Origin of the sequence: Aureibaculum koreense, assembly GCF_034296135.1 — a bacterium.
GTDB lineage: Bacteria > Bacteroidota > Bacteroidia > Flavobacteriales > Flavobacteriaceae > Aureibaculum.
The window spans coordinates 43842-68995 of sequence record NZ_JAXKVV010000006.1 but is presented as its reverse complement, the minus strand read 5'-3'; the positions used below and the strand labels follow the sequence as shown (position 1 = coordinate 68995).

Here is a 25154-nt window from a genome sequence, read left to right as displayed (position 1 = left end):
AGGTCGTACTTTTTATCGAAAAATCAAATTGTTAATCGCATAAAAAAACCGAAACAATAAGCTTCGGTTTTTAAAATTTACTTCTTTTTTTTCTGCTGTGCCTGTTGCTCTTGGGCTTGTTTCATGGCATCGTCCAAACGTTGTCTGAATTTACTTTTCTTCTTTTCGGGCTTGGCCTTGTTTTCTTGTATTTGAGCATGGATTTTATCTTCGTCAATAATAAATTTCTTAATCACCAACATAATTACAATGGTTAACAAGTTAGATACAAAGTAGTATAAACTTAAACTACTGGCGTAATTGTTAAAGAAAAAGAGCATCATAATAGGGGAGAAGTACATCATATACTTCATCATTTTGCCCATATCGGGCATACCTTCTTGTGTAGGTTGTTGCATGTTCATTTGCTGACTTTGAGTCATACGCATATAAAAGAAAATAGCAACCGAAGCCAAAATGGGGAACAAACTTACGTGGTTTCCATAAAAAGGAATGTCAAGCCACTCAGGTAATTTGGCAATGGTATCGTAAGACGCTAGGTCTTCCGCCCATAAAAAACTTTTTTGACGTAACCCTATCTGCGTTGGGAAAAACTTGAACAACGCAAAAAATACGGGCATTTGTATCAATGCGGGAATACACCCAGACAATGGGCTTACACCTGCTTTACGCTGTAACGCCATGGTTTCTTGCTGACGCTTCATGGCATTTTCTTTACCTTTAAGCCTCTCGTTTATCTCTTGCATTTCAGGGCGTAATACCTTCATTTTTGCACTTGATAAATACGACTTGTAAACAACGGGAGACATAATGATCCGTACAACAATGGTCATTAAAATTATAATCAGGCCATAATTACCGATAAAAGAACTTAAAAATGTAAATACCGGTATAAATATAATTCTGTTTATCCATCCAAAAATACCCCAACCCAGATCGGCAACTTCTTTAATGTCCGTGCCCTTGTATTGTTTGAAAACATTAAAATCCGTTGGGCCGTAATACCAGTTCATGGCATAATCCAACTCGCCATTTTTCATGTTTAACGGTGCAGAAATACTGAATTTTTTTGTAAAAATAGTATCCTTTTCATCATCCTCGATCAAATCTTTTGAAATAACCTTGGCAGAACTTAACGGTGTATCTGTCTTTAATATGGAGGTAAAAAAGTGTTGCTTAAAGGCAACCCAGTTTACATCAACTAATTCATCTTCGTCATCAGAGCTTAAATAACTGACATCATCGTCGGCTTTATAATAATACCAACTGTACATATTTTCGGCATAGGCACTTTTTTCTTGACGATAAGCTTTTAAATCCCAATCCAGTTGTAAAGATTGCGAAGTGTTTATTGCCCGGTCCATCCCTTGTGATTTGATGGCAAAATCAAGCATATAATTACCAGGTTTTATTTCGTAACGATATTCTAAAAACTGATTGTTAGATACTTTTAGTTTCATGGAAAGCACCTGATTTTCACCATTCTTGGTCAAAGTAGGTTCAAAAAATAAATCTTTTGTGTTTAAAGTTCTATTATCGGTAGTCGCAAAATTGATATTAAAAAGTGCATTATTATCTTTAATCAGATATAAGGGTTTTTGGTCATGGGTTTTAAAGTTTTTTAGCTCTACTTCGGTAATTTGCCCACCTTTATTGCCCACTTTAATTTTTACCAAATCGTTTTCAAGTACAGTTTCATTAGCAGTTGCAGACGGTAATGTCGCACTGTACGCAAATACGCCCAATTGGCTTTGGGCATTAGTTAATGCCAAAGAATCTGTAGGATTTACCGTTGTTATTGTGGAGTCAATAACCTTAGTATCGGGTTGAGCAATTTGTTGTTGATTCGCTTTTTGAGTCGAATCTTGTCTTTGCTCGGTTTTTTGTTTCTCAAGTTCTTCTGGGGTAGGCTGGTTGGTGTACATATACCAAACCATTATGGCACCTAATAATAAAAAACCGATGAGGGAATTTACGTCAAATTTCTTTTCTTCCATAATCTATAAAATCAACCCTATTGTTCTCAAAATTTGTAGAGTAAAAAACAGATGGGTTTTTGAGACTGCGAAAATATAAAAAACTAGCCATATAGGCTTATATTTTGTTAAAAGATTGTTCAGCCGTAGGTTATAAAAAAGTTAAATCATCTTGTCATTAAGAGATACAAGGAATCTTTTAAAATTACACTTACTGTTTATGAGATTCCTCCTGCGTCGGAATGACAGATTATAATAATCTAAAATCCTATGGCACTATCGTCGCCTCTTGGGTCGGCACCACCTTCTAATTTTCCGTCAGGTAATACCAAAATGGCATCTACTTTACCAATAATTCTAGAATCGCTTTGGTCTATGTTGTAGCCTTTTTCCCGCAATCTTGAAAAAACCAATGTGTCAAAAGTAGTTTCAAATTTTATATCATCAGGATACCATTGGTGGTGGAATCTAGGCTGGGAAACCGATTCTTGCATGGTCATATCAAATTCCAACACGTTTAAAATATTTTGCATAACAGAAGTGATAATTGTTGAACCACCAGGTGTTCCAATTACCATTTTCAGTTTACCATCTTTTTCAACAATAGTAGGGGTCATGGCACTTAGCATTCGCTTTTGCGGAGCTATGGCATTAGCTTCTGCACCTAACAGACCGAACATATTGGGTTCTCCGGGTTTAGAACTGAAATCGTCCATTTCGTTGTTCAAAAAGAATCCGGCTTCTTCCACATAAACTTTAGATCCATAAGCACCGTTCAAAGTTGTGGTAACCGCTACGGCATTACCAAACTGGTCAATGATTGAATAATGTGTGGTCTCCTCGCTCTCGGGCAATGTAATTTGTCCATAAGTAATATCAGTAGATTTTGTTGCCTTGTCCCAACTGAAATCGGACATTCTTTGCGACAAATAATACGGTGAAATCAAAGTATCAACAGGAATAGGTACAAAATCGGGATCACCTAAAAATTCCGATCTGTCCGCATAGGTTCGTCGTTCTGCCTCTGTAATTAACTGAATGTATTCCAGTGAATTATGTTCATATTGACCGATATTATAAGGCTCAATACTTTTTAAAATCTGGGCAATGCAAATACCTCCGCTAGATGGTGGCGACATTGATATAATTTTATTTCCTTTATAAGTAAAGGTAATAGGGTCTCGCCATTTGGCTTCATACTTTGCTAAATCTTCTTTGGTGATAATACCTCCTAATTTTTGTATATAGTTAACCAACATGTCCGCTGTTTTACCTTTGTAAAACTCATCCCTGCCATTATCCCTAATTCTGGTTAAGGTGGCTGCTAGGGCAGGATATTTGATGGTGTCACCGACTTCCCACTCTTTATCTAAAAATATAGTTCTATTATTGGCTTTTTCAAAAAGATGCCTGTAGGCATTGAGCATTCTGGCTTGGTTTTTAGTAACCACAACACCATTAGTAGCTAAGTCAATAGCAGGTTGTATTAATTTTTCAATTGGTATTGTCCCAAATTTTTTATGTACTTGAAACAGTCCCGCAACCGTTCCGGGAACACCAACCGCCATAGCACCTAAAGTGCTTTTATTGGGAATTATGTTTCCATTTTTATCCAAGTACATATCTTTTGTGGCTGCCAATGGAGCTTTTTCGCGATAATCTATGCTACCGGTTTTACCATCGTTTAAACGATACACCATAAATCCACCACCACCAATATTGCCTGCAAACGGAAATGAAACCAATAATGCCAAATCGGTAGCGACCATAGCATCAAAGGCATTGCCACCTTGTTTCATAACAGCAATACCAATTTTAGAGGCTTCTTCTCTTGCAGAAACCACCATTGCTGAATCAGCTATAAAGCCATAGGTTTTTTCGGTTTTGGCTTGAGTTTTACTCGTTGATGTTTTAGGTTCGCTTTTTTTGCAGTTAACAATAAGTAAACCAACAAATAGAAGAATTAGTAGTTTTTTCATTTTTTAATTATTTTAATAACTCTATTTGCTCATAAGAAAATACACGCAAATCTTCGAAAAAAACTTTAAAATCATTTTCAAATTCAGTGTAATATAGATTTAGGTCTTCAATTGCCAAGTTCATTTTAGAAATGTTTTTTGTGCGTCTGTTCATACCTATCAATACATTTTCAATACCCTCTAAAGTACGATAATTATACAACCAATCTCCTTTAATCATGTAGGGCAATAAATTTTGAATTTTATTGGGCAATAGGTCATAATTGAATTCTAATAGTGCATAAAATTCCTGAGCAGTATCTTTTAATGGAGTTTGACTGTAATTTGACCAATTTTTGGCTAAATAATGGTCATATAAAATATCTATAATAACGCCGTCGTAATGTCTGTACCTGGGGTGTAACCGTTTTTTGCTTTTACGTACTATAGGATGTGCATCGGTAAAAGAATCTATTTGCCGATGCAATAAAATTCCTCTTTGAATATCTAAAGGATATTTTTTATAACGTTTACCTCTTATGCCGTCCGCAATAAAATTCCCGATTTTAAGTTCATCGTTATCACCAGAAAGATATATATGTGCCAAAAAATTCATTTGGGAAAGATAGGGAAAAAAGTATTCAGTCCGCAGTATTCAGTAGGCAGTTTTTACAGATAGTAGCTCAATCGAAATTGCAAAATTTTACTTATTTTTCAGGGATACTAAAATGCCAGTCCATCTTTTCAAATAGAGCAACTAAACTGTCTTTCTTTTCTTTTTTGCAAACAAAGAAATCAAAATTCGACTGCATGGCAATCAATCCTTTGGGGTTAATTACTGCATTTGCGGAATTTAGATAGTAACTTGTCCAATCATCACTTCTAATGGGTCTGAATTTATATTTTTCGGTATGTAGCATATTTGCCAATGCTTTTTTAACTCCCTTGGCTTCTTCACTATAGCCCATTAATTTGTAAAATGTGAGCAATTGCCCCAAGGCTTCTTTAAAATAAACTAAATCGTTTTGGGCGTTGGTCCATTTTGCCAAAAAAGGATTGGGCTCTATAACAATTTCGCCCTTGAAGTTCTTTTTATTCCAATTTGGAATGGATTGAACGGCAATGTCTTTAAAAACGTAATCAAATTTTTTCGGGTCTATTAATGCCAACCAAATTTTTTCAGTTATATCATTGATTTCCTCATCATTATAAAAAGAACTGCCCAATAGAGAAATAATAGTTGAAATATCTTCCTTTTGTATATTAAACCCTTCAGTTTCTATATTTGGTTTGGTTTTTTTGTATTCTTTTATTGTGCTGTAAAAACGTATTTCAGCATAATCGGGTTGTGACCAACTGTTAAAATTGAACGCTATAACTGCGATACCAAGCAATAATATCTTCTTCATATAATCTGTTTTAATGTTATCAATTGGTGTTGGGTAGTTTCATGGAAAAAACCGCTCCCTAAAGAACGGTTTTTTAATTATTTGAGTATAATTTTTTTATTAAAATTTATGGTTGAATAAAATCCCATTCAATTTTTTTAAAGAGTTCGGTGATTTCTTCTTTCTTTTCAACTTTACATACAATAATATTGTAGTAACCTTTTGTAACCAAGGCTACCAATCCTTTAGGAGCTAATTCTTTGTTAATGGTTTCCAAATAGGAATACGCCCAATCATCATCTTTTGGATCTTGAAAGTTAATGTTTTTTGTAATTAGCAATTCATTGAAAGATGATTGCACACCTTCAGCGTCATCACCATAAGTAATTAAATCATAATGACTTAATATTTTACTTAAGGCCAGTTGAAAGTACGGGAATTCGTCACTATTAATTGTCCATTCGGTAAGATAAGGGTTGGGTTCTAAGACCAGTTCGCCTTTAGCATTTACTTGCCCCCAATTATTAATGGTTTTAACGGCAAAATCTTTATATACGAAATCAAATAATTTGGGATTTGAAAAAGCTAACCATGCTTTGTCAACAATGTCTTTTCTTTCTTTTTCCGTATATAACGAATCACCAAGGTTATCAACAATATTGGACAATAAATCCTTGTCGATGCCCAATTCTTGAGTTCTGGGTTCGTCATTTTTGTATTCGTATATTTTACTACTGAAAATAACTTTGCTGTAGTCAGTTGCCTGAGCGACTGCTACATAAGTGAATACCGTGAATGTTAAAATAGAGAGTAGTGTTCTTTTCATAGAGTTACTTTAGTTACACTTCGCTTTTACACACGAAAATTAATAATATTTTAGTGAAATAATATTAATTTTATAAATACAAAAAAATGATAAAAAATAGAATTTAGGGGTTCTATAAGATTGCTAATGTACTAATTATTTTATTACATTACAATAAAATCAACAAAAAGTAAGCTTTTCTAAGCGAATGGTAATTTATTGATAGTAAACTGTTTTTTTAACAAAAAACATACCGACTGGTCTTAAAATCAGTCGAATATGATAAAATATCCCGTTGCTCAAAGAGCCAAAGCTTAACATTACCCATTCAACATTACGGGCATAACCAACATGGTAATTTGTTCGCCATCCTCTAAACCGTCAATGGGTGTTAAAATTCCAGCTCTATTTGGTAAAGACATCTCCAACAAAATCTCATCTGATTCTAAATTGTTTAACATTTCTGATAAGAATTTAGAATTGAAGCCTATTTGCATATCATCACCTTCGTAGTTACATTTTAAGCGTTCATCAGCCTTGTTAGAAAAATCAATGTCCTCGGCAGAAATATTTAATTCCGTACCTGCCATTTTTAAACGTATTTGATGTGTGGTCTTGCTTGAAAAAATAGAAACACGTCTTACGGAATTTAGGAAAGAACTTCTTTCCAATGTTAGTTTATTTGGATTTTCTTTAGGTATAACGGCCTCATAATTGGGGTATTTACCATCAATTAAACGACAAACTAAAACGGTTTGATCAATAGTGAATTTTGCATTTGCATCGTTGTATTCAACAACAACATCATCTGGAGAACCTGATAAAATGTTCTTTAACAAGTTCAACGGTTTCTTGGGCATTATAAATTCTGCCGTTTCACTTGCACTTACATCATTACGTGTATATTTAACCAATTTATGGGCATCGGTAGCCACAAAAGTTAAGTTCTCTTTAGAAAATTGAAAGAAAACCCCGCTCATCACGGGTCGTAAATCATCATTACCAGAAGCAAAAATAGTTTTAGAAATGGCGGTAGCTAAAATATCACCGGTTATCACTGTTTTACTCGGATCTTCTAACTCGACTGCTTTTGGGAATTCAGCACCATCTGCATAGGCCAAAGCATATTTACCACTTTCAGAACTGATTTCAAGCGTATTATTTTCTTCAACCACAAAAGTTAAAGGTTGTTCGGGAAAAGTTTTTAGCGTATCTAATAATAACCTCGCGTTGATGGCAACTGTACCATCTTCATCAGCCTCAGCCTCAATAACCGTAGTCATGGTCGTTTCTAAATCAGATGCTGAAACTTTTAATTGATTATTGGACAACTCGAACAAGAAATTGTCTAAAATGGGTAGGGTATTGCTATTATTGATAACACCTCCTAAAACTTGAAGTTGCTTTAATAGTTGATTGCTTGAAACTATAAATTTCATATGATTATAAATAGGTTAAAGAGTTTTTTAGTTTAATCATTTGCGATTATAAAACGGACTAAACAATTTGTGCCAAATCCCTTATTAAGGGTTTTGTATATGATTACAAATATAGATTAATATAAATGAGCGAAAAAAATAAATTTTACTGTTTTATTCACAATCGTAAATTTTAAGTAGATTTGTGAACCTAAGATTTAATTAGACTACTTAAAATCCATGAAAAAAATAGTATTTCTACTAGTATTTCTTCTTTCTATAATTCCGATAAATGCTCAAAAACCCAACAAACCGAGTTCTTCTGAAATTTACGAATCCATAAAAAAGTTAAACTTTTTAGGTACGGTTTTGTATGTTGCGGCACATCCTGACGATGAAAACACACGTTTAATTTCTTATTTTTCCAATCATGTTAAAGCTAGAACAGGTTATTTGTCAATAACTAGAGGGGATGGTGGTCAAAATTTAATAGGTTCAGAATTACAAGAACTTTTGGGTGTAATACGAACACAGGAATTATTAGCTGCAAGACACGTGGATGGTGGTGAACAATTTTTTACCAGGGCTAAAGATTTTGGTTATTCTAAACATCCCGATGAAACGCTGGCCATCTGGAACAAAGATGAGGTGTTAAAAGATGTGGTTTCCATCATCAGAAAATTCAAACCCGATGTTATCATCAATCGTTTTGACCACAGAACGCCTGGAAGCACACATGGACATCATACATCTTCGGCAATGTTAAGTGTTGAGGCATTTGACTTGGTGAGCGATGAAAATTTTAAAGGCCATAATTTATATAAACCTTGGCAGCCTAAAAACTTATTTTTTAATACTTCTTGGTGGTTTTATGGCAGTCAAGAAAAATTTGAAAAAGCGGATAAATCTAACTTGATGAATTTTGATATGGGCGTTTATTATCCGTCAAGTGGGTTGTCCAACAGCGAAATTGCTTCTTTGAGTAGAAGCCAACACCAATCGCAAGGTTTTGGTAGTACTGGATCCAGAGGTTCTGAAATGGAATATATTGAACTTTTAAAAGGTGAAATGCCAAAAAATGCCGACGTTTTTGATGGTATAGATACTTCTTGGAACAGGATTAAAGGTGGTAAAGCCATAGCTGATGTTTTGACAAAAGTTGAGCAAGATTATGATTTTAGAAATCCAGCTAAAAGTATTCCTGAATTGCTAAAGGCTTATGAGTTAATAAATAAATTGCCCAGTGGACATTGGAAATCCATTAAGTTGCCTGAGATTAAGGAAATTATTGCTGCTTGTGCCGGACTATATTTAGAAGCAGTAGCAGAAATTTCGTATGCTTCCTTGAATGATAGTATCAAGGTTTCTTTGGAAGCTATAAATAGAAGTGATGTTCCTGTTGTTTTATACTCGATCGATTTGCAAAACGAGCGTAACAGCTTTATTATAAATCAGAATTTAAAAAATAACGAACCCTATAAAACTACTGCCAAAACGGTTGTCTTGAAAAATAATCAATTCACATCACCTTATTGGTTATGGAAAGTTAGCAATTTGGGAATGTATCAGGTAACAGATAAAAATTTAATAGGAAACCCTGAAACCCCTAAAGAGTTGCTAGCAGTTTTTAACGTCGAGATAAACGGTACCGATATTCCTTTTCAAAAAGATATAGTTTACAAATATAATAGTCCTGTAAAAGGCGAGGTGTACCAACCTTTTGAAATTTTTCCTGAAGTAACCGCTAAAATTACAAATAAGGTAAATATTTTTGCTGATAATTCTTCAAAGGAAATCCCTGTTGTTATTAAATCTTCTAAAGATAACCTATCAGGATCGGTTAATTTATGCTATCCAAATGACTGGAAAGTGAGTCCCGATAAAATTGATTTTAACATCGACAACAGAGGCGGTGAAAAAACGGTTGTTTTTAAGGTAACACCGCCAAATGAGCAAAGCGAGGGATTGATGTCGCCTATGGTAACAATAGATGGGGAGATTTTCACCAGTGAATTGATAAATATCGATTACGATCATATTCCGAAACAAACTGTTCTAATGCCTTCAGAAGCAAAATTGGTGCGATTGGATATAAAAAAGAAAGGGAATTTAATTGGATATATTCAAGGAGCGGGCGATCAAATTCCAACCAGTTTGGCTCAAATTGGGTATAAAGTGGAGGAATTGAACGAAGATAATATCAATCTAACCAATTTGCAAAAATATGATGCAGTTGTATTGGGAATAAGACTTTATAATATTAGTGATAAAGCAAAATTCTATCAAAACGCCCTTCATAACTATGTAGAAAACGGAGGTACTTTAATTGTACAATATAACACCAGTAGAAGTTTGAAAGTAGATAGAGTAGCTCCCTATGAACTGAAATTGTCTAGAGATAGAGTAGTGGAAGAAGATGCCGAAGTAACTTTATTGGCTAAAGACCATGATTTGCTAAATTATCCGAATACAATAAATTCAAGCGATTTTGAGGGATGGATTCAGGAACGTGGTCTCTATTTTCCAGATGAATGGAGCAAAGAATTTACACCGATTCTTTCTATGAATGATAAAGGCGAATCTGCTAAAAAAGGAAGCTTGTTAATAGCGAAACACGGCAAAGGGCATTTTATTTATACCGGAATTAGCTTCTTTAGAGAGCTGCCGGCCGGTGTTCCGGGAGCTTATAAGTTATTCGCTAATATGTTGTCGGTTGGTAAAAAATAAACAAATGGAAGAAAAACCAAAATACATTTGGCAAAAATTATATACTTGGGTGTTGGTAACCAATGCTTTTTATGTAATACTCTTTTTTATTATTATGAAACTCTTTTCTTGAGGGTTTCGGGTTGTAGGATTTCGTTTTTCGGACTGTTCAGAATGGATAATAGTTAAACCAATTATATTGTTTATGGTGTCAGATTTTTCATTGTTTTTAATAACTAATAACACAATTTTCTCAATAACTCAATAACTCATTAATTAATGCAACAAATTGATTGGATAGTTTTAATTTTTACTTTAATTTCTATTGTTGCCTATGGTGTTTGGAAAACCAGGGGCAGTAAAAATGTTCAGGATTTTATTCGTGGAGGTAATCAGTCCAAATGGTGGACAATTGGTTTGTCCGTAATGGCAACACAAGCCAGTGCCATTACTTTTTTATCAACGCCTGGTCAAGCTTTTCATGACGGAATGGGGTTTGTGCAATTTTACTTTGGTGTACCCATTGCCATGGTTATTATTTGTTTGGTATTTATTCCCATTTACCATCGTCTTAAAGTTTATACTGCTTATGAATACTTAGAAAGCCGTTTCGATCTAAAAACAAGAAGTTTGGCGGCCATTTTATTTTTAATCCAACGTGGATTGGCGGCCGGAATAACCATTTATGCACCTGCTATAATTTTATCGGCAGTGTTGGGTTGGGATTTGATTACGCTAAATATTATCATCGGAATTTTAGTTGTTATTTACACCGTTTCGGGCGGTACAAAAGCGGTAAGTGTAACCCAAAAACATCAAATGGCGGTTATATTTACGGGCATGTTTATTGCTTTTTTTATGATTGTTAACGCGTTGCCAGCGGATGTAACATTTACTAAAGCATTGGATATTGCAGGAGCAAGTGACAAAATGAAAGTCCTAGATTTTTCATTCGATTTTAACAACAGATATACCTTTTGGAGCGGTATTATTGGTGGTAGTTTTTTGGCATTGTCTTATTTTGGCACGGATCAAAGTCAAGTGCAACGTTATTTATCAGGTAAATCTATTAAAGAAATGCAATTAGGCTTATTGTTTAACGGATTGCTAAAAGTACCCATGCAATTCTTTATTTTATTGGTAGGGGTTATGGTTTTTGTGTTTTATCAATTTAATGTTACACCGTTAAACTTTAGTCCCACAGCCACAGAAACTGTGATGAGTTCTTCTTATGCCGAAGATTACGAAGCCCTACAAGATGAACAAGATTTAATATTTAACAAGAAACAAATCTTAATCAATGAATTTATAAAATCGGAAGATAAGGCCATAAGCAAACAAATTACCAAAGCCAATATTGCCGATAAAGAAAACAGAACAGCTGCTCGTGATTTAATTAAACTAGCGGCTAAGGAGAAAGAAATAAAAGTAGAGGATAACGACAAGGATTATGTCTTTATTCATTTTATTTTAAATAACCTACCTAGGGGATTGATTGGGTTATTGTTGGCTGTAATTTTATCTGCTGCTATGTCGTCAACAGCGTCCGAATTAAATGCGTTAGGCTCAACTACTGCATTAGATTTGTACAAGCGAAATGTGGTTACTGAAAAGTCTGAAAACCATTATTTAAATGCCTCTAAATGGTTTACATTATTGTGGGGAATAATTGCAATATTAATTGCCTGTGTGGCTAATTTGTTCGATAACTTAATTCAATTGGTAAATATAATTGGTTCTATTTTCTATGGTAATGTATTGGGTATTTTCCTACTTGCATTTTTTATAAAATATGTAAAGAGCAACGCAGTTTTTACCGCAGCTCTTATTACACAAATAATCGTTATAAGTATTTATTATTTTGCCATGTTCTTACCTGAAAGTCAAGGTGAAAAAGCTTTGTTGGGCTATTTGTGGCTTAATTTAATCGGTTGTGCTTTAGTAATGGGTATTGCGATTTTATTACAGAGTTTTAAGGGAAACAACGAATCCAATTTCGCTCAATAACTTACACCAATAAAAAAGAGATTACACCGTAACCAAAACATCAATAGGTATCCATTTGTCATTTTCCAACTTATACCAAACTTGTATCCACGACTGGTCTTGCAATTTCCATGAAGCTTCTAAAATTCCAATGTTTGTGGTTAAATACTCTTTGTTCGGATAGTGTTTTTCAATCAATAATTCAAGATTAAAAGGAATACTGTCTTTTTTTATTTTGATAAAATCCTTTTCTTGTGGTTCTCCATGTTTTGCAATAGCGACTTTAAAATCCAATTGTGATAGTTGTGCTTGATCATTCCTTAATTTTTCAACATCTAGTGCTACGGTATCAGTTTTGATTTTTTCTACCGAGGTTTCTGTATTTGTCTTTTTAGTTTCACAAGAAAAAAACAGAATGCAACAAGAACAGAACAATATAAGATGCTTTAGTTTATTCATTGGATAAGGTTATGGTTAATGTAACGCAAATTATATATCTAAATTATGCTTTTGCCCTAACTTCAATAGGTTTCCACTCATTTTCAATAAACAAATACCAAACGGTAAGTTCTGCATTTGTAGGTCTTTTCCATTGTGCTTCTAGAAAAAAGACTTTTTTAGAATTATATTCTTTATTCGGAAAATATTCATTGACAATGGTCAATTGCTCTTCAGAAAGGTTTTTTTCTTCTACTTTTATCTTGTTACTCATCTGCGGTTCACCATATACTTGAATGGCATTGGTAAATTTAACATGGGCCAAATGGGCTTTTTCTTTTTGGATGTTATCTGCTGTAGTGTCAGTATTTACAACAGATTTAGTATTACAAGAAACTAAAATTAAAGTGATTAAAATTGTGGTTAGGTTTTTCATGATATTTGTTTTTTAATTATTTAAAACAAAAGTATATGAAAGCCTATACGCCCAAAAGATGGTTTTTAGTGAAAAAGCTTACCCTGTTTTCAGGGGGCATTAATTAGTAAGAAAATATATTTACAAATCTAAAAAAGGCTACAACCACTTTTTTCTTTTAAAATAAACCAACAATACGATAAATATGAAAATGGAAAATCCCCAAAAATAATAGTAGCCGTTTTTCCAATGTAATTCAGGTATGTTGTCGAAATTCATACCATAAATACCGGCAAGAAAAGTCAATGGAATAAATATAGTTGCCATTATGGTCAGGACTTGCATTACCTGATTCATTTTTAAGCTTAAGCTAGATAAATAACTATCTTTTAGACCAGAAACCACATCTTTATAAGATTCTAGTATATCAATAATTTGTATGGTATGATCGTAAACATCATTAAAGTATTTGATGGTCTTTGGGTGGATAAATTTATCGTTGTCGCGTAATAATTTATTGATAGATTCCCGTAAAGGATAAACCGAACGTCTCAATACCAGTAATATATTTTTATTGGCATGTATTTTTTCCAATGATTTTTGGGATGGGTCGCTAAAAATTTCATCTTCCAACTCTTCGAGGTCATTGCCAATGTTTTCAATAGCCACAAAATAATTATCAATTATGGAATCTATCAAACAGTAGAATAAATAGTCATTCTTTTTACCTCGTATCTGCCCCTTCGGAACTTCAATGCGTTCTCTGATATGCCCAAAAACGTCCCCTGTTTTTTCTTGAAAACTAATAACATATTCTTTAGCCAGAACCAGGCTAACTTGTTCACTATCAATTGTTTTAGTAGCTTCATGATAATGTAACATTTTAAGTGAAAGGAAAAGGTAATTTTCATACTCCTCAACTTTTGGACGTTGGTTCGTATTGGTAACATCTTCCAATAACAACCTATCCAAATCAAATACCGTATTAAATTCGTGAATTACAGAATCGTTATGAATACCATCCACATTAATCCAGTTTACTGAATTCGGATGTAAATTTTGTTGTAAAACCTCGCAATTTTCATAATTTTTTTTAGATAATTCAGTAGCATTATAGCTTATTAACTCTAAGGCGGCCTCTTCCAATCTTTCTTTACCGACGTAAACAATACTTCCGGGTGGTAACCCAGCTTTTTTAGATGCGGTTGATTTTCTTTTTCTGATGGGTTTTATTTTCAAGAGGGTAAAATTTAGGTTCAGTCTCAAAGATATAAAATAATGAGAATAAAAGCTTAACTAAATTTAAAGGCATTGGTATTCCGAAACTTTTTCTCTATTTTTATGTTGGAATTTGGAATTTCTACCTTTTAGATTTTAATTTTATTACTGTTAATAACTCCCCCAAAAATTTAGCCACTATCAATTTTAATCTACTTTTGGTTTTGTATTTTTACACCGTTTTTTAAACCAAATAAAATGCCCAACATACAAGAACTACAAGATTTTGCAACACAAGTAAGACGTGATATCGTAAGGATGGTACATGCTGTAAATTCAGGCCACCCAGGAGGTTCTTTGGGTTGTACGGAATTTTTTACAGCCCTTTACAAAGAGATAATGAACTATTCCACAGATTTTACTATGGACGGTAAAGGTGAGGATTTGTTCTTTTTATCAAACGGACATATTTCGCCCGTTTATTATAGTGTATTGGCACGTAGCGGATTTTTCCCAGTATCTGAATTGTCCACATTTAGAAAAATAAATTCACGTTTGCAAGGGCATCCAACTACGCATGAAGGTTTACCGGGCATTAGAATAGCTTCGGGTTCATTGGGACAAGGTATGTCGGTTGCTATTGGAGCAGCACAAGCTAAAAAGTTAAATGGTGATGATTCACTGATTTATACCTTACATGGTGATGGCGAACTACAAGAGGGTCAAGTTTGGGAAGCTATAATGTACGCCGCAGGTAAAAAGGTTGATAATTTAATTTCTACGGTTGATTATAACGGGCAACAAATTGATGGTGCAACACACGATGTAATGCCATTGGGTGATTTAAAAGCTAAATTTGAAGCTTTTGGTTGGGATGTATTGGAAGTTGAAAAAGGCAATGATATGGAGATGGTAATAGCAGGATTAAATGAAGCCAAAACCAGAACAGGCAAAGGAAAACCAGTTTGTATTTTATTACATACCGTAATGGGCAATGGCGTTGATTTTATGATGCACACCCATGCTTGGCACGGAAAAGCACCGAATGATGAGCAATTGGTAGTTGCGTTGGAACAGAATGCCGAGACGTTAGGGGATTATTGAAAATAGTAGGCAGTTGGCAGTGTTCAGTTGGCAGTTGCATTTATAGTAATTTCTGGCTCAAGAATGAGTGAAACCGTTATAATTTTTTGCAATTACTTACTATATTTTCTGTTTGCAGGTTATTGATTTTTTTGACTTAAACCACCAGTTGCATCCCGATAACTATCGGGATGGCGGGAGCAGGGTTGTTAATTTGCTGATTATTATTATAATAGTAAGGAATATTTGAATAAACTTAATTTATTCCAAAATCAATTTTTAATTCCTGTAAGCCTTTATCTTCGGAATAATTCTTTAGAAGGCGATGGGTAAGTTTCTTTCCAGTTTCACAATCTTTTTTTTCAAATTTACAATTGTAACTATATGCTAATGCTAATCGATAATTAGCTTCAAATTCATTTGGAAATAGTTTTACAGCTTGTTGATAGCGATATATAGCGTTATTCCAATGTCTTTTTTCAATCCATTTATCACCTTCTTCTAGAAAATAGCTATATTCATTAAAATGCTCATTCAAATACATCTCTTTCTGATTTTCTATACTTTTAGTTTTGTCCTTTCTAGTTTCATTTGATGAATAAAGTATGAAAACAATAATCGGCAGCAGAATTGAAAAAGTAACGACCCAGGCTCTAATATTTTCACGTTTTCTTTGCTTTATTATCCTTTCCCTTAATATCTTTAAATCTTGTTTACTTGCATTTTTTATGTCAATTTTTCCTTTAGCTGCTTTATAATATTCTTTTCTAGTACTTATAAAAGTACGCTCTCTTTTGAATATACTTTTTTTGCGTAACAAGTTCCTGTTGTTTCGCAAAATAGTAATCATACTTTGCATGCTTCCTTCGCCACCCATAATTATTGTTTTGTTTAATGAAATTATATAGAATTGGTATATATAGTCATGTATTTGTATTTTTTACCAACTTATTCTTGTTATTATCACTGATTTTTTATCGTCCAAAAATCCAACAGAATAATGCTTGTCATTTTCCTCTTCGTTAAGGTATTGTTTTAAATATTCTTTCTTGCCTTTTTTTCGCTCAATATAATCAAGTTCACCTGTACTTGTATTATTTTTCTTTTCCTGAAATCCATTATTCTTTAATTGATTTTCAAGTATTTTTAAATCGTTTTGTTCAAGTTCTACTAAAAATGATGAAGTGTAGTCTCCAAAATGATCAGGAAAAGATGCCGTTTTAAATTTTATCTTTCCGCTTTCTGGGAATTCCATATTAGTAACTTCTTTAAAATCTGTTTTATAAAAATCAGATGATGGATAAGTTGCATCATAAATGAAATAACCAACTATAAGAATTGGGATTAAGGCGAGAAATCTTAATCTTTCATCATATCCTTTTTTCTTAATCCATTTATAAATGATATTGGAAATTCCGATTGGTATTCCTACTATAAGAATTATTGCAATTAAAAAGAAAATTATTATTTCCATTCGGTTTTTTCTGTTTGACACACGACAAGTTATAACCTCACTGTGGTCTTATCATTATAACTGCGATATGTTATATTTTTAAGTAAATTATTTAACGGGCTTCACTATTTTTAATTTATAAGGGCAGTTTTATAAACTTGTAGTATGATACATTGTTAGTTTCTTAAAGTAATTCTTTATTCCAATATCCTTTTCTTTAAATCCATTCGTTCATGTAATATTCTTGTTATTTCAACATAATTCTCATCTAAAGTCCTGTAGAATATTATGTGTCTATTTACTTTTATTCCACTAAGTTGTTTTGAAATTCCCTCGTAGTTTTTTCCTAAATCTGGATTTTTGGCAATTTCTTGACAGCTAGAAATTAGTTCGTCGTAATAGTTGTCGGCTTGTTTTTCAGACCAAACCTCAAATGAATAATCCCAAATCTTTGATAAATCCTCTACGGCTTTGTTGGTCAGTTTATATTCAGCCATTCAAACGCTTTTTCGCTTTTAAAGATTCAAGATGTTTTTCTGAGTCAAAATCGTGAGCTATTCCGCTGTCGATTCCTTCTTGTATTGCGTTTTTAAGGGCAATCACTTTACTTTCTTCTTCCTCTAAAAGTCTTAATCCTGCCCTAATAACTTCGCTAACATTCTTAAAGCGACCTTCTTTTATGCTACTCTGAACAAATTCTTCAAAATAATCTCCGAGTGATATTGATGTATTCTTACTCATTTTATTACTATTTATTTCAAATATACCAAAAATTGGTAAATTACCAATAAAAATTAAGAAATATAGAACCCAAAAGTTATTTGGAATAAAACGTAGGTAAACTCAATTTAAACCTAACTGCTATCAATCTGATAGTAATTACAATTAAGGAAGTAATAATGTAATTTATATTTACTGGAATCTTAAATTCTGTCAATACTAAAAAAGTGATAGCACCAAAAATACAGGCACTGGCATAAATTTCCTTTTTAAAAATAACGGGAATCTCGTTGCACAAAATATCTCTAATAACCCCACCAAAAGTAGCGGACATAACACCCAAGGCTACTGAAACTATGGGGTGTAAATTTTGCTGAATACCAATTTCCGTTCCTACAATGGTGAAAATTCCCAAACCAATAGTATCAAATAAAAATAGCGAAGTACTTAAATAATCTATTTTTTTTCTAATGATAATGGCGAAAATTGTAGCACCTATAATAGCATAAACATAGTTTAAATCTTGCATCCAACCTACGGGTGTTCGGCCAATTAGAACATCTCGCAATGTACCGCCACCAACAGCGGTTACAAAGGCAATAATAAATACCCCAAAAGGATCAAATTTTTTATGAATAGCAACTAAAGTACCTGAAATGGCAAATGCGATGGTACCTAAAATGTCTAAAGTGTAAAATATAGTCATACGTTAAAGGTAAATGACAAAAAACAAGCTCCAAAAATCAAAAAACAAATTCCAAATAAATGTGCTTTCTTTTAATTAATGTGTGGAATTTGAGATTTGAATATTGTTTATTATTTTGAATTTGGTGCTTGTTTTCAATTCTGTGTATAATAATTATAATCCTTAATTACCACATCCACAAAATCAATGGGTTTTAATTCTGTTTTAATATCGGTTATTTCAATAATTTTTTGGTGTAATTTAACAATAACACCGTGATTTCCTTTTCTTTTGGCAGATCGGTACAATTCTTTAATGGACTGAATGTCAGCATCTGAAAGCATTGTAACTTGAGAGAAAGTAGGAACATAATCATCGGGAATATCGGCTACTAGGGTATCATGGATTGTAACACGTTTTTTCTCTGAAATTACGGTAGTAGAAGCGGCAATATCGCCCAATCGTTGCCCTTTTCCGTTTAATAAAATAGTTAGTAAAGCGACTGAACCACTTGCAATATCAATATCAATTAAACGGAGCATCCATCGCAATAAATAACTGCCAAAAGTGGGTTTAGAACCATCAATTTTAACCACACGTATTTTATTGGCATACTTTCCTGGTGTTTGTCCGTTCATTAAAACTTCGAACAACAAGCTGTAAAAAAAAATGGGCAATCCCATTATCAAATAGATCATCCAAGATTCCATATCCGCTACTAGTCCAATAGCATTTAAAATCCAAATCATAATGATAACATACCCAGCAATTATCAATAAATCTAACAAAAAAGAACCTATTCTTGTACTCACATTAGCCACATTTTGATTGATGCTTACATTTTGGGCGGTTTCTATTTGAAAATTATCCATTTTTACCTTTATTTGTACTAAATACTAAGTGCATTTTTTAAAGCAAACGAAATTATAAAAAAACTATTACTTTTTCTTTTAATCTATTGAATAAATTATTGTAGATGCGTGAGGCAGCTTTTGTAAAAAAACATAAGGAACGTTGGCAGTTGTTTGAAAATGTGCTCTCGAACAAACAACAGATTTCGCCCGATAGGTTGTCCGATTTATATATTCAAATAACTGATGATTTAAGTTATGCCAAAACGTTTTATCCAAACAGCAATACCGTAAAATATTTGAATTCAGTAGCGTCTAACGCTCATCAAAAAATTTACAAAACCAAAAAAGAAGGGAAAAACAGGTTCGTTAGTTTTTTTAAAACAGAGTTTCCGTTGGAGTTTTACAAGCATCACAAACAGTTGTTAATAGCTTTTTTAGTGTTTGTTTTTTTTGCCGTAGTTGGGGCATTTTCGGCTGCCAAAGATGGCGATTTTGTCAGATTGATTCTAGGTGATTCATATGTTAACATGACCTTGGAAAATATTGCAAAGGGCGATCCTATGGCGGTTTATAAACAAGAAGGAGGAATGGCAATGGCAGTTGCCATAACGCTTAACAATATTAGAGTGGCTATGTACGCATTTGTACTGGGTATATTATTTTCAGTTGGTACATTATACATTATGATGCGAAATGGCATTATGCTCGGATCGTTTTTATATTTCTTTTATGACCATGATTTGTTATGGGAATCGACCAGAACCATTTGGATTCATGGAACTATAGAAATTTCGGTAATTGTAATCGCCTCTTGTGCGGGTATGGTGCTAGGTAACGGTATTCTTTTTCCTGGAACTTATTCAAGATTAGATTCCTTTAAACGAAGTATAAAAGCGGGATTAAAAATTATGGTAAGTACCATTCCGTTTTTCATCGTAGCAGGATTTTTAGAAGGGTTTGTAACCCGACATACCGAAATGCCCGATTGGTTAGCAGTTCTTATAATTGTAGCCTCATTATTTATTATTATTTACTATTATGTAATTTATCCTATAAAATTAACCAAACAAAACCAAGAACATGCAGAATCATAGTTTTATCGAATTTAAAAAAGAAAGAGATTTAGGGGCAATTATTAATGATACTTTTAAATTTATTAGAGAGAATTGGAAGGAATACTTTTTAACAATTGTAAAAATAGTAGGGCCTTTTCTTTTAGTTGCTATTTTTTTGTTTGTAATGTATTTTTTATCGATTTCACGAATGTTCAGTAGTATTGATGTTAACTCAAGTCAACCACCAAGTTTTGATTTTTTCGGTTCGTTTTTTGGGTGGTTTTTTATCTTAATGCTTGCATTTGTAATACTTTATGGGGTGTTGTCATTAACCTCATTATTTTTTATAAAATCGTATATAAATAACAATGGGCAAGTTAATTTTTCAGAAATACGTTCAAATGTATTTAAAAAAATTTGGTCATTTCTTGGTTTAGCTATTATAATAGGTATGGCTTCAGGGATTGGAATGTACTTGTGCCTTGTTCCTGGAATATATTTAGGGGTTGTATTTTCATTGGCGGCACCTATTATGATTTTTGAAAATAAATCAGTTGGAGATACTTTATCCCATTCTTTTAAACTTATAAAGGATAATTGGTGGAATACTTTTGGATGCTTAATAGTTGTCTGGTTATTAATTGCGATACTTGGTCAAGCATTTTCTATACCAGCAATAATTTATTATTTTATAAAACTAGGAACTACTATTGGGCAAGGAGGAGTAGAAAATTTAGGTGATATTTTTGATACAACTTACATTGTCTTAAATGTACTTTCTTATTTATTCCAATTCATGTTATATTCAATACCGTTGATTGCAGTTGTTTTTATTTATTATGATTTAAACGAACAAAAAAACTTAACAGGAACCATTGAAAAAATTGACAGTTTAGGTCAATGAAATATTTCTTATTTTACATATTCGTTTTAGTTACTATTTGTAGTAATGCACAGCAAGATTCGCTCAAGGTAAAGTCGGATAACAGTACCATTGAACTCAAAAAGTTCGATACAGATAATTTAGAGGAATACAAAACAGACAAAAATTTTTATTACGAAATAAAAAAGAGCGAACCCTCATTCTTAGAAAGAGTAGGGAATTGGTTGTATAGGGTATTTTCAAATCTTATAGGGTGGATTTTCGGCAACGAAGCAGCACAAGGTATTATGGCATTTATTGTTAGAATTATTCCTTATGCCATTGTTGCCTTAGTGTTGTTCTTATTGATTAAATTTTTCCTAAAAGTAAATACCAACAGTCTTGTTTCCGGTAAAACAAATACTTCTACGGTAAAACTAACGGACGATGAAGAATTGATAAATAGTGAAGATTTGCCCACATTGTTAAAGAATGCCATTGCCCAAAAAAATTACAGATTAGCGATACGATATTATTATTTGTTGGTGCTACAAAAGCTATCAAATTCTAATATAATTGATTGGCAACAACAAAAAACCAATGAGGACTATATAGGTGAAATTGAATCAGCACCTTTAAAACAAAAATTTGCTTCTGGGACCTACTTATATGATTTTGTTTGGTATGGGAATTTTGAGCTTAACGATAATGAATTCGCCAAGGCGGAAAACCAATTTAACGAACTCACAAAATTGATTAAATAGTTTGAGCAAAAGATCAAAAATACTGTTGGGTGTCGCTATATTGGTTTTTATGGCTTTTATTTATGTGGAAAGCGTAAAACCAAAACCCTTAAACTGGTTTCCTAGTTATGTAGCTAAACATAAAATGCCCTATGGTACTTATGTGTTACGCAATGAACTGGACAAAATTTTTCCTAATACTGAAATTCAGAATGTTGATATTCCACCTTATACATTTTTGCAAGATACTACCAAAGCAGGCACTTACTTCTTTGTAGATGACGGTATTAATTTCGGCGATGATGAATTTAATAAATTATTGGAATTCGTATCTAGGGGAAATGATGTATTTATCTCAACACATGGTGCAAATATTGATACTTTAAACCTTGAAACAAAGCCTATTTCGTCCGTAGCTTTTGAACAAAAAGCGTTTTTCAAATTTTACAATAAAAATTTGAGCAATAAAGAATTTCATTTTGATAGAGGTTTTTATAATTCTACATTTTCTGAAATAGATACATTAAATACGATTGCTTTGGGAAAAACGGGATATCTAAACGAAAACAATAAACGTGTTTCTGAAGGAATTAATTTTATAAAACATCCGCATGGAAACGGAAATTTTTATTTTCATACATTTCCAGAGGCTTTTACCAATTATTTTATCTTAAAATCACCCAATCAACAATATACAGCTTCGGTACTATCGTATTTAGATAGTTCAAAACCAATACTTTGGGATGCCTATTATAAAACTGGTAAAAGCAGAATTACATCACCTATGCAATATTTGTTAAGTTCAAAAAGTTTAAAATGGGCATATTATATAACGTTGTTCGGGGTATTGATACTTATACTATTTGAAGGAAAACGAAAGCAAAGATACATACCCATAATTACACCTTTAAAAAACCAAACATTGGCGTTTACCAGAACTATTGCTAACATGTATTACGAAAAATCGGAACATAAAAATATTGCGGAACATAAAATTACGTATTTGTTGGAGTATATTCGCACCAAATTACACGTTCCAACAGTTACCATTAATGATAATTTTTATAATTATGTAGCTTCTAGAAGTGGACACAGTTTAGAAGACGTTAAAAAGCTTTTTAAAGAGGTAGATAAAATTCATCAGACAAATAATATTACAAAAGAGGAATTGATAAAACTCAATTCATTGATAGAAAAATTTAAAAATCCAGCATAAACATGGAAAACACCGAACAAAATCCCCAAGAAGAGAACTTGCAATTTAATAGCAGAATAGATTTGAGCAAGCTAAAGACGGCAGTTGAGCAAATAAAAGAACAGTTGCACCAAGTAATTGTTGGGCAAGAAGAATTTATGGAATTGCTTTTAGTTGCTTTATTAGCTGATGGACATGTGTTGATTGAAGGTGTGCCTGGAGTGGCAAAAACCATTACCGCTAAATTGCTGGCAAAAACTATTACTACTGATTTTAATAGGATTCAGTTTACGCCAGATCTAATGCCTTCTGATGTATTGGGAACTTCTGTGCTGAACATGAAAACATCGGATTTCGAATTTAAAAAAGGTCCAATTTTTTCAAATTTGGTATTGATTGACGAAATAAATCGTGCCCCGGCAAAAACACAGGCCGCATTGTTTGAGGTTATGGAAGAACGTCAAATTACCATTGATGGTACAAAATACATGATGCCACCACCGTTTATGGTATTGGCAACCCAAAACCCAATAGAGCAGGAGGGAACGTATGCCTTACCAGAGGCTCAACTAGACCGTTTTTTGTTTAAAATAAATGTAGGGTATCCTAATTTAGATGAAGAAGTGTTGATTATTCAGCAGCACAACAGTCGAAAAGGAGCGTTACCGCAAACCATGATTAAATCCGTATTGTCCGAAAAGGATTTAGCGGAATACCGTTCTAAGATATTTGAGATTCTAGTAGAAGAAAAGATTGTAAAATATATTGCGGAAATTATTACCAAGACAAGAAACCATCCACATTTATATTTAGGAGGTTCACCAAGGGCAAGTATTGCAGTATTGATGGCCGCCAAAGGCTTTGCCGCTATTCAAGGTCGCGATTTTGTAATTCCCGAAGATGTTAAAAAAGCAATGGCTCCTGTGTTGAGGCATAGAATTATACTAACCCCAGAACGCGAAATGGAAGGTATGACAACCGATAAAGTTGTAGAAATGATAATACAGTCGGTGGAAGTGCCTAGATAGTCGGTGGACTTTGGTCATTTGTCTTAAATAATTAGAAAAAGTCGATATTGATTTTTCACTTTAAGGATGTCAGTTGGCATAATTAATAAAATTGGAAAAGCGAAAAGTCCTCCCCTTTTTTCAAGGGGAAGTGCCCAAACAACATATTAAGATTTATAGAATTTTAAAGGGTGGAGGGGTTAAACTTTGTTTAATGTCTTCGCAAAGACAATTAATAAAAAGAATTAATGTAAATGAGAATAATCCCAGCCATTGATATAATTGAAGGTAAGTGCGTACGCCTTTCCAAAGGTGATTATGCTACAAAAAAGGTGTATAATGAAAATCCGTTGGAGGTTGCCAAACAATTTGAAGCCCACGGCATTAAATATTTACATTTAGTGGATTTGGACGGTGCAAAAGCCAGTCACATTGTCAATTATAGAGTGTTGGAACAAATTGCTTTAAAAACAAAGTTGAAAATTGATTTTGGAGGTGGATTAAAATCAGATGAAGACTTAAAAATTGCCTTTGAGAGTGGAGCCAACCAAATAACGGGAGGTAGCATTGCCGTTAAAAATCCTGATGTTTTTAAAAGTTGGATTAAAAAATACGGAGCAAAAAAGATAATTTTAGGAGCGGATGCCCTAGATGAAAAAGTTGCCATAAGTGGATGGCAAGAAGAATCTGATAAAGAATTAATCCCTTTTATAAAAGAATATCAAAAGGAAGGAATTCAATATGTAATTTGTACAGATATAAGTAAAGATGGTATGTTGGAAGGACCTTCGTTCGAGTTGTATGAAAAAATTATTGAGAATTTTAATGCTGAAGAGCTGTCCGTTCGAGCGTCACGAGATATTCGGGAGAGAACTAATCAAAATGTAAAACTAATTGCATCAGGCGGTATATCCACTTTCTCCGAAATCCCTAAATTAGCAGAATTGGGTTGCGAAGGAACGATTATCGGTAAAGCCATTTATGAGAACAGAATTAGTTTGAAAGCGTTAGAAGATTATATTTTGAGTAAATAGGTAAGAGGTGCAAAATACGAGGTACGAAAAATTTTAGACCAAATTTTATTGATGACAATTTTCCCCTTGAGGATTATTAAAATAAAAATATATTTTTATTGAAGATACCGAGCGAAGCTCATTAGGGGTGTTCACGTTCAGAATAACAATTCAAA

General features: G+C 33.1%; 24 protein-coding genes. 9 read left to right on the top strand and 15 right to left on the bottom strand.

The genetic code is table 11. From position 1 onward, the window contains the following. Positions 1 to 77: 77 nt before the first annotated feature. From yidC to dnaN, 6 genes are all read right to left on the bottom strand, one after another. A complete protein-coding gene (gene yidC / locus UMM65_RS07425; RefSeq protein ID WP_321975863.1) occupies positions 78 to 1997 on the bottom strand; it encodes a membrane protein insertase YidC in 1920 nt (639 codons plus the stop codon). Between the two features lie 239 nt (positions 1998 to 2236). Further along, positions 2237 to 3955, bottom strand: a complete 1719-nt coding sequence (gene ggt, locus UMM65_RS07420; protein WP_321975862.1) for a gamma-glutamyltransferase — start codon at positions 3953 to 3955, stop codon at positions 2237 to 2239. A 7-nt stretch (positions 3956 to 3962) separates the two neighbouring features. Beyond that, complete coding sequence (locus UMM65_RS07415) at positions 3963 to 4550, bottom strand: acyl carrier protein phosphodiesterase (RefSeq protein ID WP_321975861.1); 588 nt, start codon at positions 4548 to 4550, stop codon at positions 3963 to 3965. A 91-nt stretch (positions 4551 to 4641) separates the two neighbouring features. Beyond that, positions 4642 to 5343 (bottom strand): hypothetical protein, encoded by a 702-nt coding sequence (locus tag UMM65_RS07410; protein ID WP_321975860.1) that lies wholly within the window; start codon positions 5341 to 5343, stop codon positions 4642 to 4644. Between the two features lie 106 nt (positions 5344 to 5449). Then, entirely contained in the window at positions 5450 to 6148 is a 699-nt protein-coding gene (locus UMM65_RS07405; protein ID WP_321975859.1) for a DUF6630 family protein, read from the bottom strand. Between the two features lie 299 nt (positions 6149 to 6447). After that, positions 6448 to 7566, bottom strand: a complete 1119-nt coding sequence (dnaN, locus tag UMM65_RS07400) for a DNA polymerase III subunit beta (RefSeq protein ID WP_321975858.1) — start codon at positions 7564 to 7566, stop codon at positions 6448 to 6450. Positions 7567 to 7785: 219 nt separating this feature from the next. Here dnaN and UMM65_RS07395 point away from each other — a divergent pair, with 219 nt between their 5' ends. After that, positions 7786 to 10272 carry a PIG-L family deacetylase gene (locus tag UMM65_RS07395; RefSeq protein ID WP_321975857.1) on the top strand — a complete coding sequence of 829 codons (2487 nt, stop codon included), beginning with the start codon at positions 7786 to 7788 and terminating at the stop codon, positions 10270 to 10272. A gap of 258 nt (positions 10273 to 10530) precedes the next feature. Beyond that, positions 10531 to 12258, top strand: a complete 1728-nt coding sequence (locus UMM65_RS07390; RefSeq protein ID WP_321975856.1) for a sodium:solute symporter family protein — start codon at positions 10531 to 10533, stop codon at positions 12256 to 12258. Positions 12259 to 12279: 21 nt separating this feature from the next. Here UMM65_RS07390 and UMM65_RS07385 read toward each other — a convergent pair whose 3' ends face one another. The 3 genes from UMM65_RS07385 to corA all read right to left on the bottom strand — a co-directional run bounded on the left by UMM65_RS07385 (position 12280) and on the right by corA (position 14329). Further along, a complete protein-coding gene (locus UMM65_RS07385; RefSeq protein WP_321975855.1) occupies positions 12280 to 12696 on the bottom strand; it encodes a hypothetical protein in 417 nt (138 codons plus the stop codon). A 43-nt stretch (positions 12697 to 12739) separates the two neighbouring features. Continuing rightward, complete coding sequence (locus UMM65_RS07380) at positions 12740 to 13111, bottom strand: hypothetical protein (RefSeq protein WP_321975854.1); 372 nt, start codon at positions 13109 to 13111, stop codon at positions 12740 to 12742. 138 nt (positions 13112 to 13249) lie between these two features. After that, a complete protein-coding gene (gene corA / locus UMM65_RS07375; protein WP_321975853.1) occupies positions 13250 to 14329 on the bottom strand; it encodes a magnesium/cobalt transporter CorA in 1080 nt (359 codons plus the stop codon). 237 nt (positions 14330 to 14566) lie between these two features. On the opposite strand from corA, the gene UMM65_RS07370 reads away from it, so the two are divergent. Continuing rightward, entirely contained in the window at positions 14567 to 15412 is an 846-nt protein-coding gene (locus UMM65_RS07370; RefSeq protein WP_321975852.1) for a transketolase, read from the top strand. Between the two features lie 235 nt (positions 15413 to 15647). Here the strand turns inward: UMM65_RS07370 and UMM65_RS07365 are convergent, their stop codons facing one another. The 6 genes from UMM65_RS07365 to UMM65_RS07340 all read right to left on the bottom strand — a co-directional run bounded on the left by UMM65_RS07365 (position 15648) and on the right by UMM65_RS07340 (position 19121). After that, the gene (locus UMM65_RS07365) at positions 15648 to 16268 is read right to left on the bottom strand and encodes a tetratricopeptide repeat protein (protein WP_321975851.1); all 621 of its coding nucleotides are present in this window, start codon (positions 16266 to 16268) and stop codon (positions 15648 to 15650) included. A gap of 63 nt (positions 16269 to 16331) precedes the next feature. Next, entirely contained in the window at positions 16332 to 16865 is a 534-nt protein-coding gene (locus UMM65_RS07360) for a hypothetical protein (protein WP_321975850.1), read from the bottom strand. Between the two features lie 176 nt (positions 16866 to 17041). Continuing rightward, a complete protein-coding gene (locus UMM65_RS07355) occupies positions 17042 to 17341 on the bottom strand; it encodes a type II toxin-antitoxin system RelE/ParE family toxin (protein WP_321975849.1) in 300 nt (99 codons plus the stop codon). Further along, positions 17334 to 17585, bottom strand: coding sequence for a type II toxin-antitoxin system ParD family antitoxin (locus tag UMM65_RS07350; protein WP_321975848.1), 252 nt, complete (start codon positions 17583 to 17585; stop codon positions 17334 to 17336). The genes UMM65_RS07355 and UMM65_RS07350 overlap by 8 nt, the downstream gene beginning before the upstream one ends. Positions 17586 to 17661: 76 nt before the next feature. Then, the gene (locus tag UMM65_RS07345; protein ID WP_321975987.1) at positions 17662 to 18264 is read right to left on the bottom strand and encodes a trimeric intracellular cation channel family protein; all 603 of its coding nucleotides are present in this window, start codon (positions 18262 to 18264) and stop codon (positions 17662 to 17664) included. A gap of 140 nt (positions 18265 to 18404) precedes the next feature. Beyond that, on the bottom strand, positions 18405 to 19121 hold the full coding sequence (locus UMM65_RS07340) for an RDD family protein (protein WP_321975847.1): 717 nt from the start codon (positions 19119 to 19121) through the stop codon (positions 18405 to 18407). A 104-nt stretch (positions 19122 to 19225) separates the two neighbouring features. On the opposite strand from UMM65_RS07340, the gene UMM65_RS07335 reads away from it, so the two are divergent. The 6 genes from UMM65_RS07335 to hisA all read left to right on the top strand — a co-directional run bounded on the left by UMM65_RS07335 (position 19226) and on the right by hisA (position 24999). Next, positions 19226 to 20197, top strand: a complete 972-nt coding sequence (locus UMM65_RS07335) for a stage II sporulation protein M (protein WP_321975846.1) — start codon at positions 19226 to 19228, stop codon at positions 20195 to 20197. A 169-nt stretch (positions 20198 to 20366) separates the two neighbouring features. Then, a complete protein-coding gene (locus tag UMM65_RS07330) occupies positions 20367 to 21062 on the top strand; it encodes a glycerophosphoryl diester phosphodiesterase membrane domain-containing protein (protein WP_321975845.1) in 696 nt (231 codons plus the stop codon). Then, complete coding sequence (locus tag UMM65_RS07325) at positions 21059 to 21784, top strand: DUF4129 domain-containing protein (protein WP_321975844.1); 726 nt, start codon at positions 21059 to 21061, stop codon at positions 21782 to 21784. Before UMM65_RS07330 ends, UMM65_RS07325 begins: the two co-directional genes overlap by 4 nt. 1 nt (position 21785) lies before the next feature. Continuing rightward, the gene (locus tag UMM65_RS07320; RefSeq protein ID WP_321975843.1) at positions 21786 to 22979 is read left to right on the top strand and encodes a DUF4350 domain-containing protein; all 1194 of its coding nucleotides are present in this window, start codon (positions 21786 to 21788) and stop codon (positions 22977 to 22979) included. 2 nt (positions 22980 to 22981) lie between these two features. Further along, a complete protein-coding gene (locus UMM65_RS07315; protein ID WP_321975842.1) occupies positions 22982 to 23986 on the top strand; it encodes an AAA family ATPase in 1005 nt (334 codons plus the stop codon). A 233-nt stretch (positions 23987 to 24219) separates the two neighbouring features. Next, positions 24220 to 24999 (top strand): 1-(5-phosphoribosyl)-5-[(5-phosphoribosylamino)methylideneamino]imidazole-4-carboxamide isomerase, encoded by a 780-nt coding sequence (gene hisA / locus UMM65_RS07310; RefSeq protein WP_321975841.1) that lies wholly within the window; start codon positions 24220 to 24222, stop codon positions 24997 to 24999. Positions 25000 to 25154: the final 155 nt, after the last annotated feature.

Bases quoted from the DNA above. Each gene is read 5' to 3' on its own strand.
- yidC (WP_321975863.1), bottom strand. From the start codon at position 1,997: ATGGAAGAAAAGAAATTTGACGTAAATTCCCTCATCGGTTTTTTATTA.
- ggt (WP_321975862.1), bottom strand. From the start codon at position 3,955: ATGAAAAAACTACTAATTCTTCTATTTGTTGGTTTACTTATTGTTAAC.
- UMM65_RS07415 (WP_321975861.1), bottom strand. From the start codon at position 4,550: ATGAATTTTTTGGCACATATATATCTTTCTGGTGATAACGATGAACTT.
- UMM65_RS07410 (WP_321975860.1), bottom strand. From the start codon at position 5,343: ATGAAGAAGATATTATTGCTTGGTATCGCAGTTATAGCGTTCAATTTT.
- UMM65_RS07405 (WP_321975859.1), bottom strand. From the start codon at position 6,148: ATGAAAAGAACACTACTCTCTATTTTAACATTCACGGTATTCACTTAT.
- dnaN (WP_321975858.1), bottom strand. From the start codon at position 7,566: ATGAAATTTATAGTTTCAAGCAATCAACTATTAAAGCAACTTCAAGTT.
- UMM65_RS07395 (WP_321975857.1), top strand. From the start codon at position 7,786: ATGAAAAAAATAGTATTTCTACTAGTATTTCTTCTTTCTATAATTCCG.
- UMM65_RS07390 (WP_321975856.1), top strand. From the start codon at position 10,531: ATGCAACAAATTGATTGGATAGTTTTAATTTTTACTTTAATTTCTATT.
- UMM65_RS07385 (WP_321975855.1), bottom strand. From the start codon at position 12,696: ATGAATAAACTAAAGCATCTTATATTGTTCTGTTCTTGTTGCATTCTG.
- UMM65_RS07380 (WP_321975854.1), bottom strand. From the start codon at position 13,111: ATGAAAAACCTAACCACAATTTTAATCACTTTAATTTTAGTTTCTTGT.
- UMM65_RS07370 (WP_321975852.1), top strand. From the start codon at position 14,567: ATGCCCAACATACAAGAACTACAAGATTTTGCAACACAAGTAAGACGT.
- UMM65_RS07365 (WP_321975851.1), bottom strand. From the start codon at position 16,268: ATGGGTGGCGAAGGAAGCATGCAAAGTATGATTACTATTTTGCGAAAC.
- UMM65_RS07360 (WP_321975850.1), bottom strand. From the start codon at position 16,865: ATGGAAATAATAATTTTCTTTTTAATTGCAATAATTCTTATAGTAGGA.
- UMM65_RS07355 (WP_321975849.1), bottom strand. From the start codon at position 17,341: ATGGCTGAATATAAACTGACCAACAAAGCCGTAGAGGATTTATCAAAG.
- UMM65_RS07350 (WP_321975848.1), bottom strand. From the start codon at position 17,585: ATGAGTAAGAATACATCAATATCACTCGGAGATTATTTTGAAGAATTT.
- UMM65_RS07340 (WP_321975847.1), bottom strand. From the start codon at position 19,121: ATGGATAATTTTCAAATAGAAACCGCCCAAAATGTAAGCATCAATCAA.
- UMM65_RS07335 (WP_321975846.1), top strand. From the start codon at position 19,226: ATGCGTGAGGCAGCTTTTGTAAAAAAACATAAGGAACGTTGGCAGTTG.
- UMM65_RS07330 (WP_321975845.1), top strand. From the start codon at position 20,367: ATGTTCAGTAGTATTGATGTTAACTCAAGTCAACCACCAAGTTTTGAT.
- UMM65_RS07325 (WP_321975844.1), top strand. From the start codon at position 21,059: ATGAAATATTTCTTATTTTACATATTCGTTTTAGTTACTATTTGTAGT.
- UMM65_RS07315 (WP_321975842.1), top strand. From the start codon at position 22,982: ATGGAAAACACCGAACAAAATCCCCAAGAAGAGAACTTGCAATTTAAT.
- hisA (WP_321975841.1), top strand. From the start codon at position 24,220: ATGAGAATAATCCCAGCCATTGATATAATTGAAGGTAAGTGCGTACGC.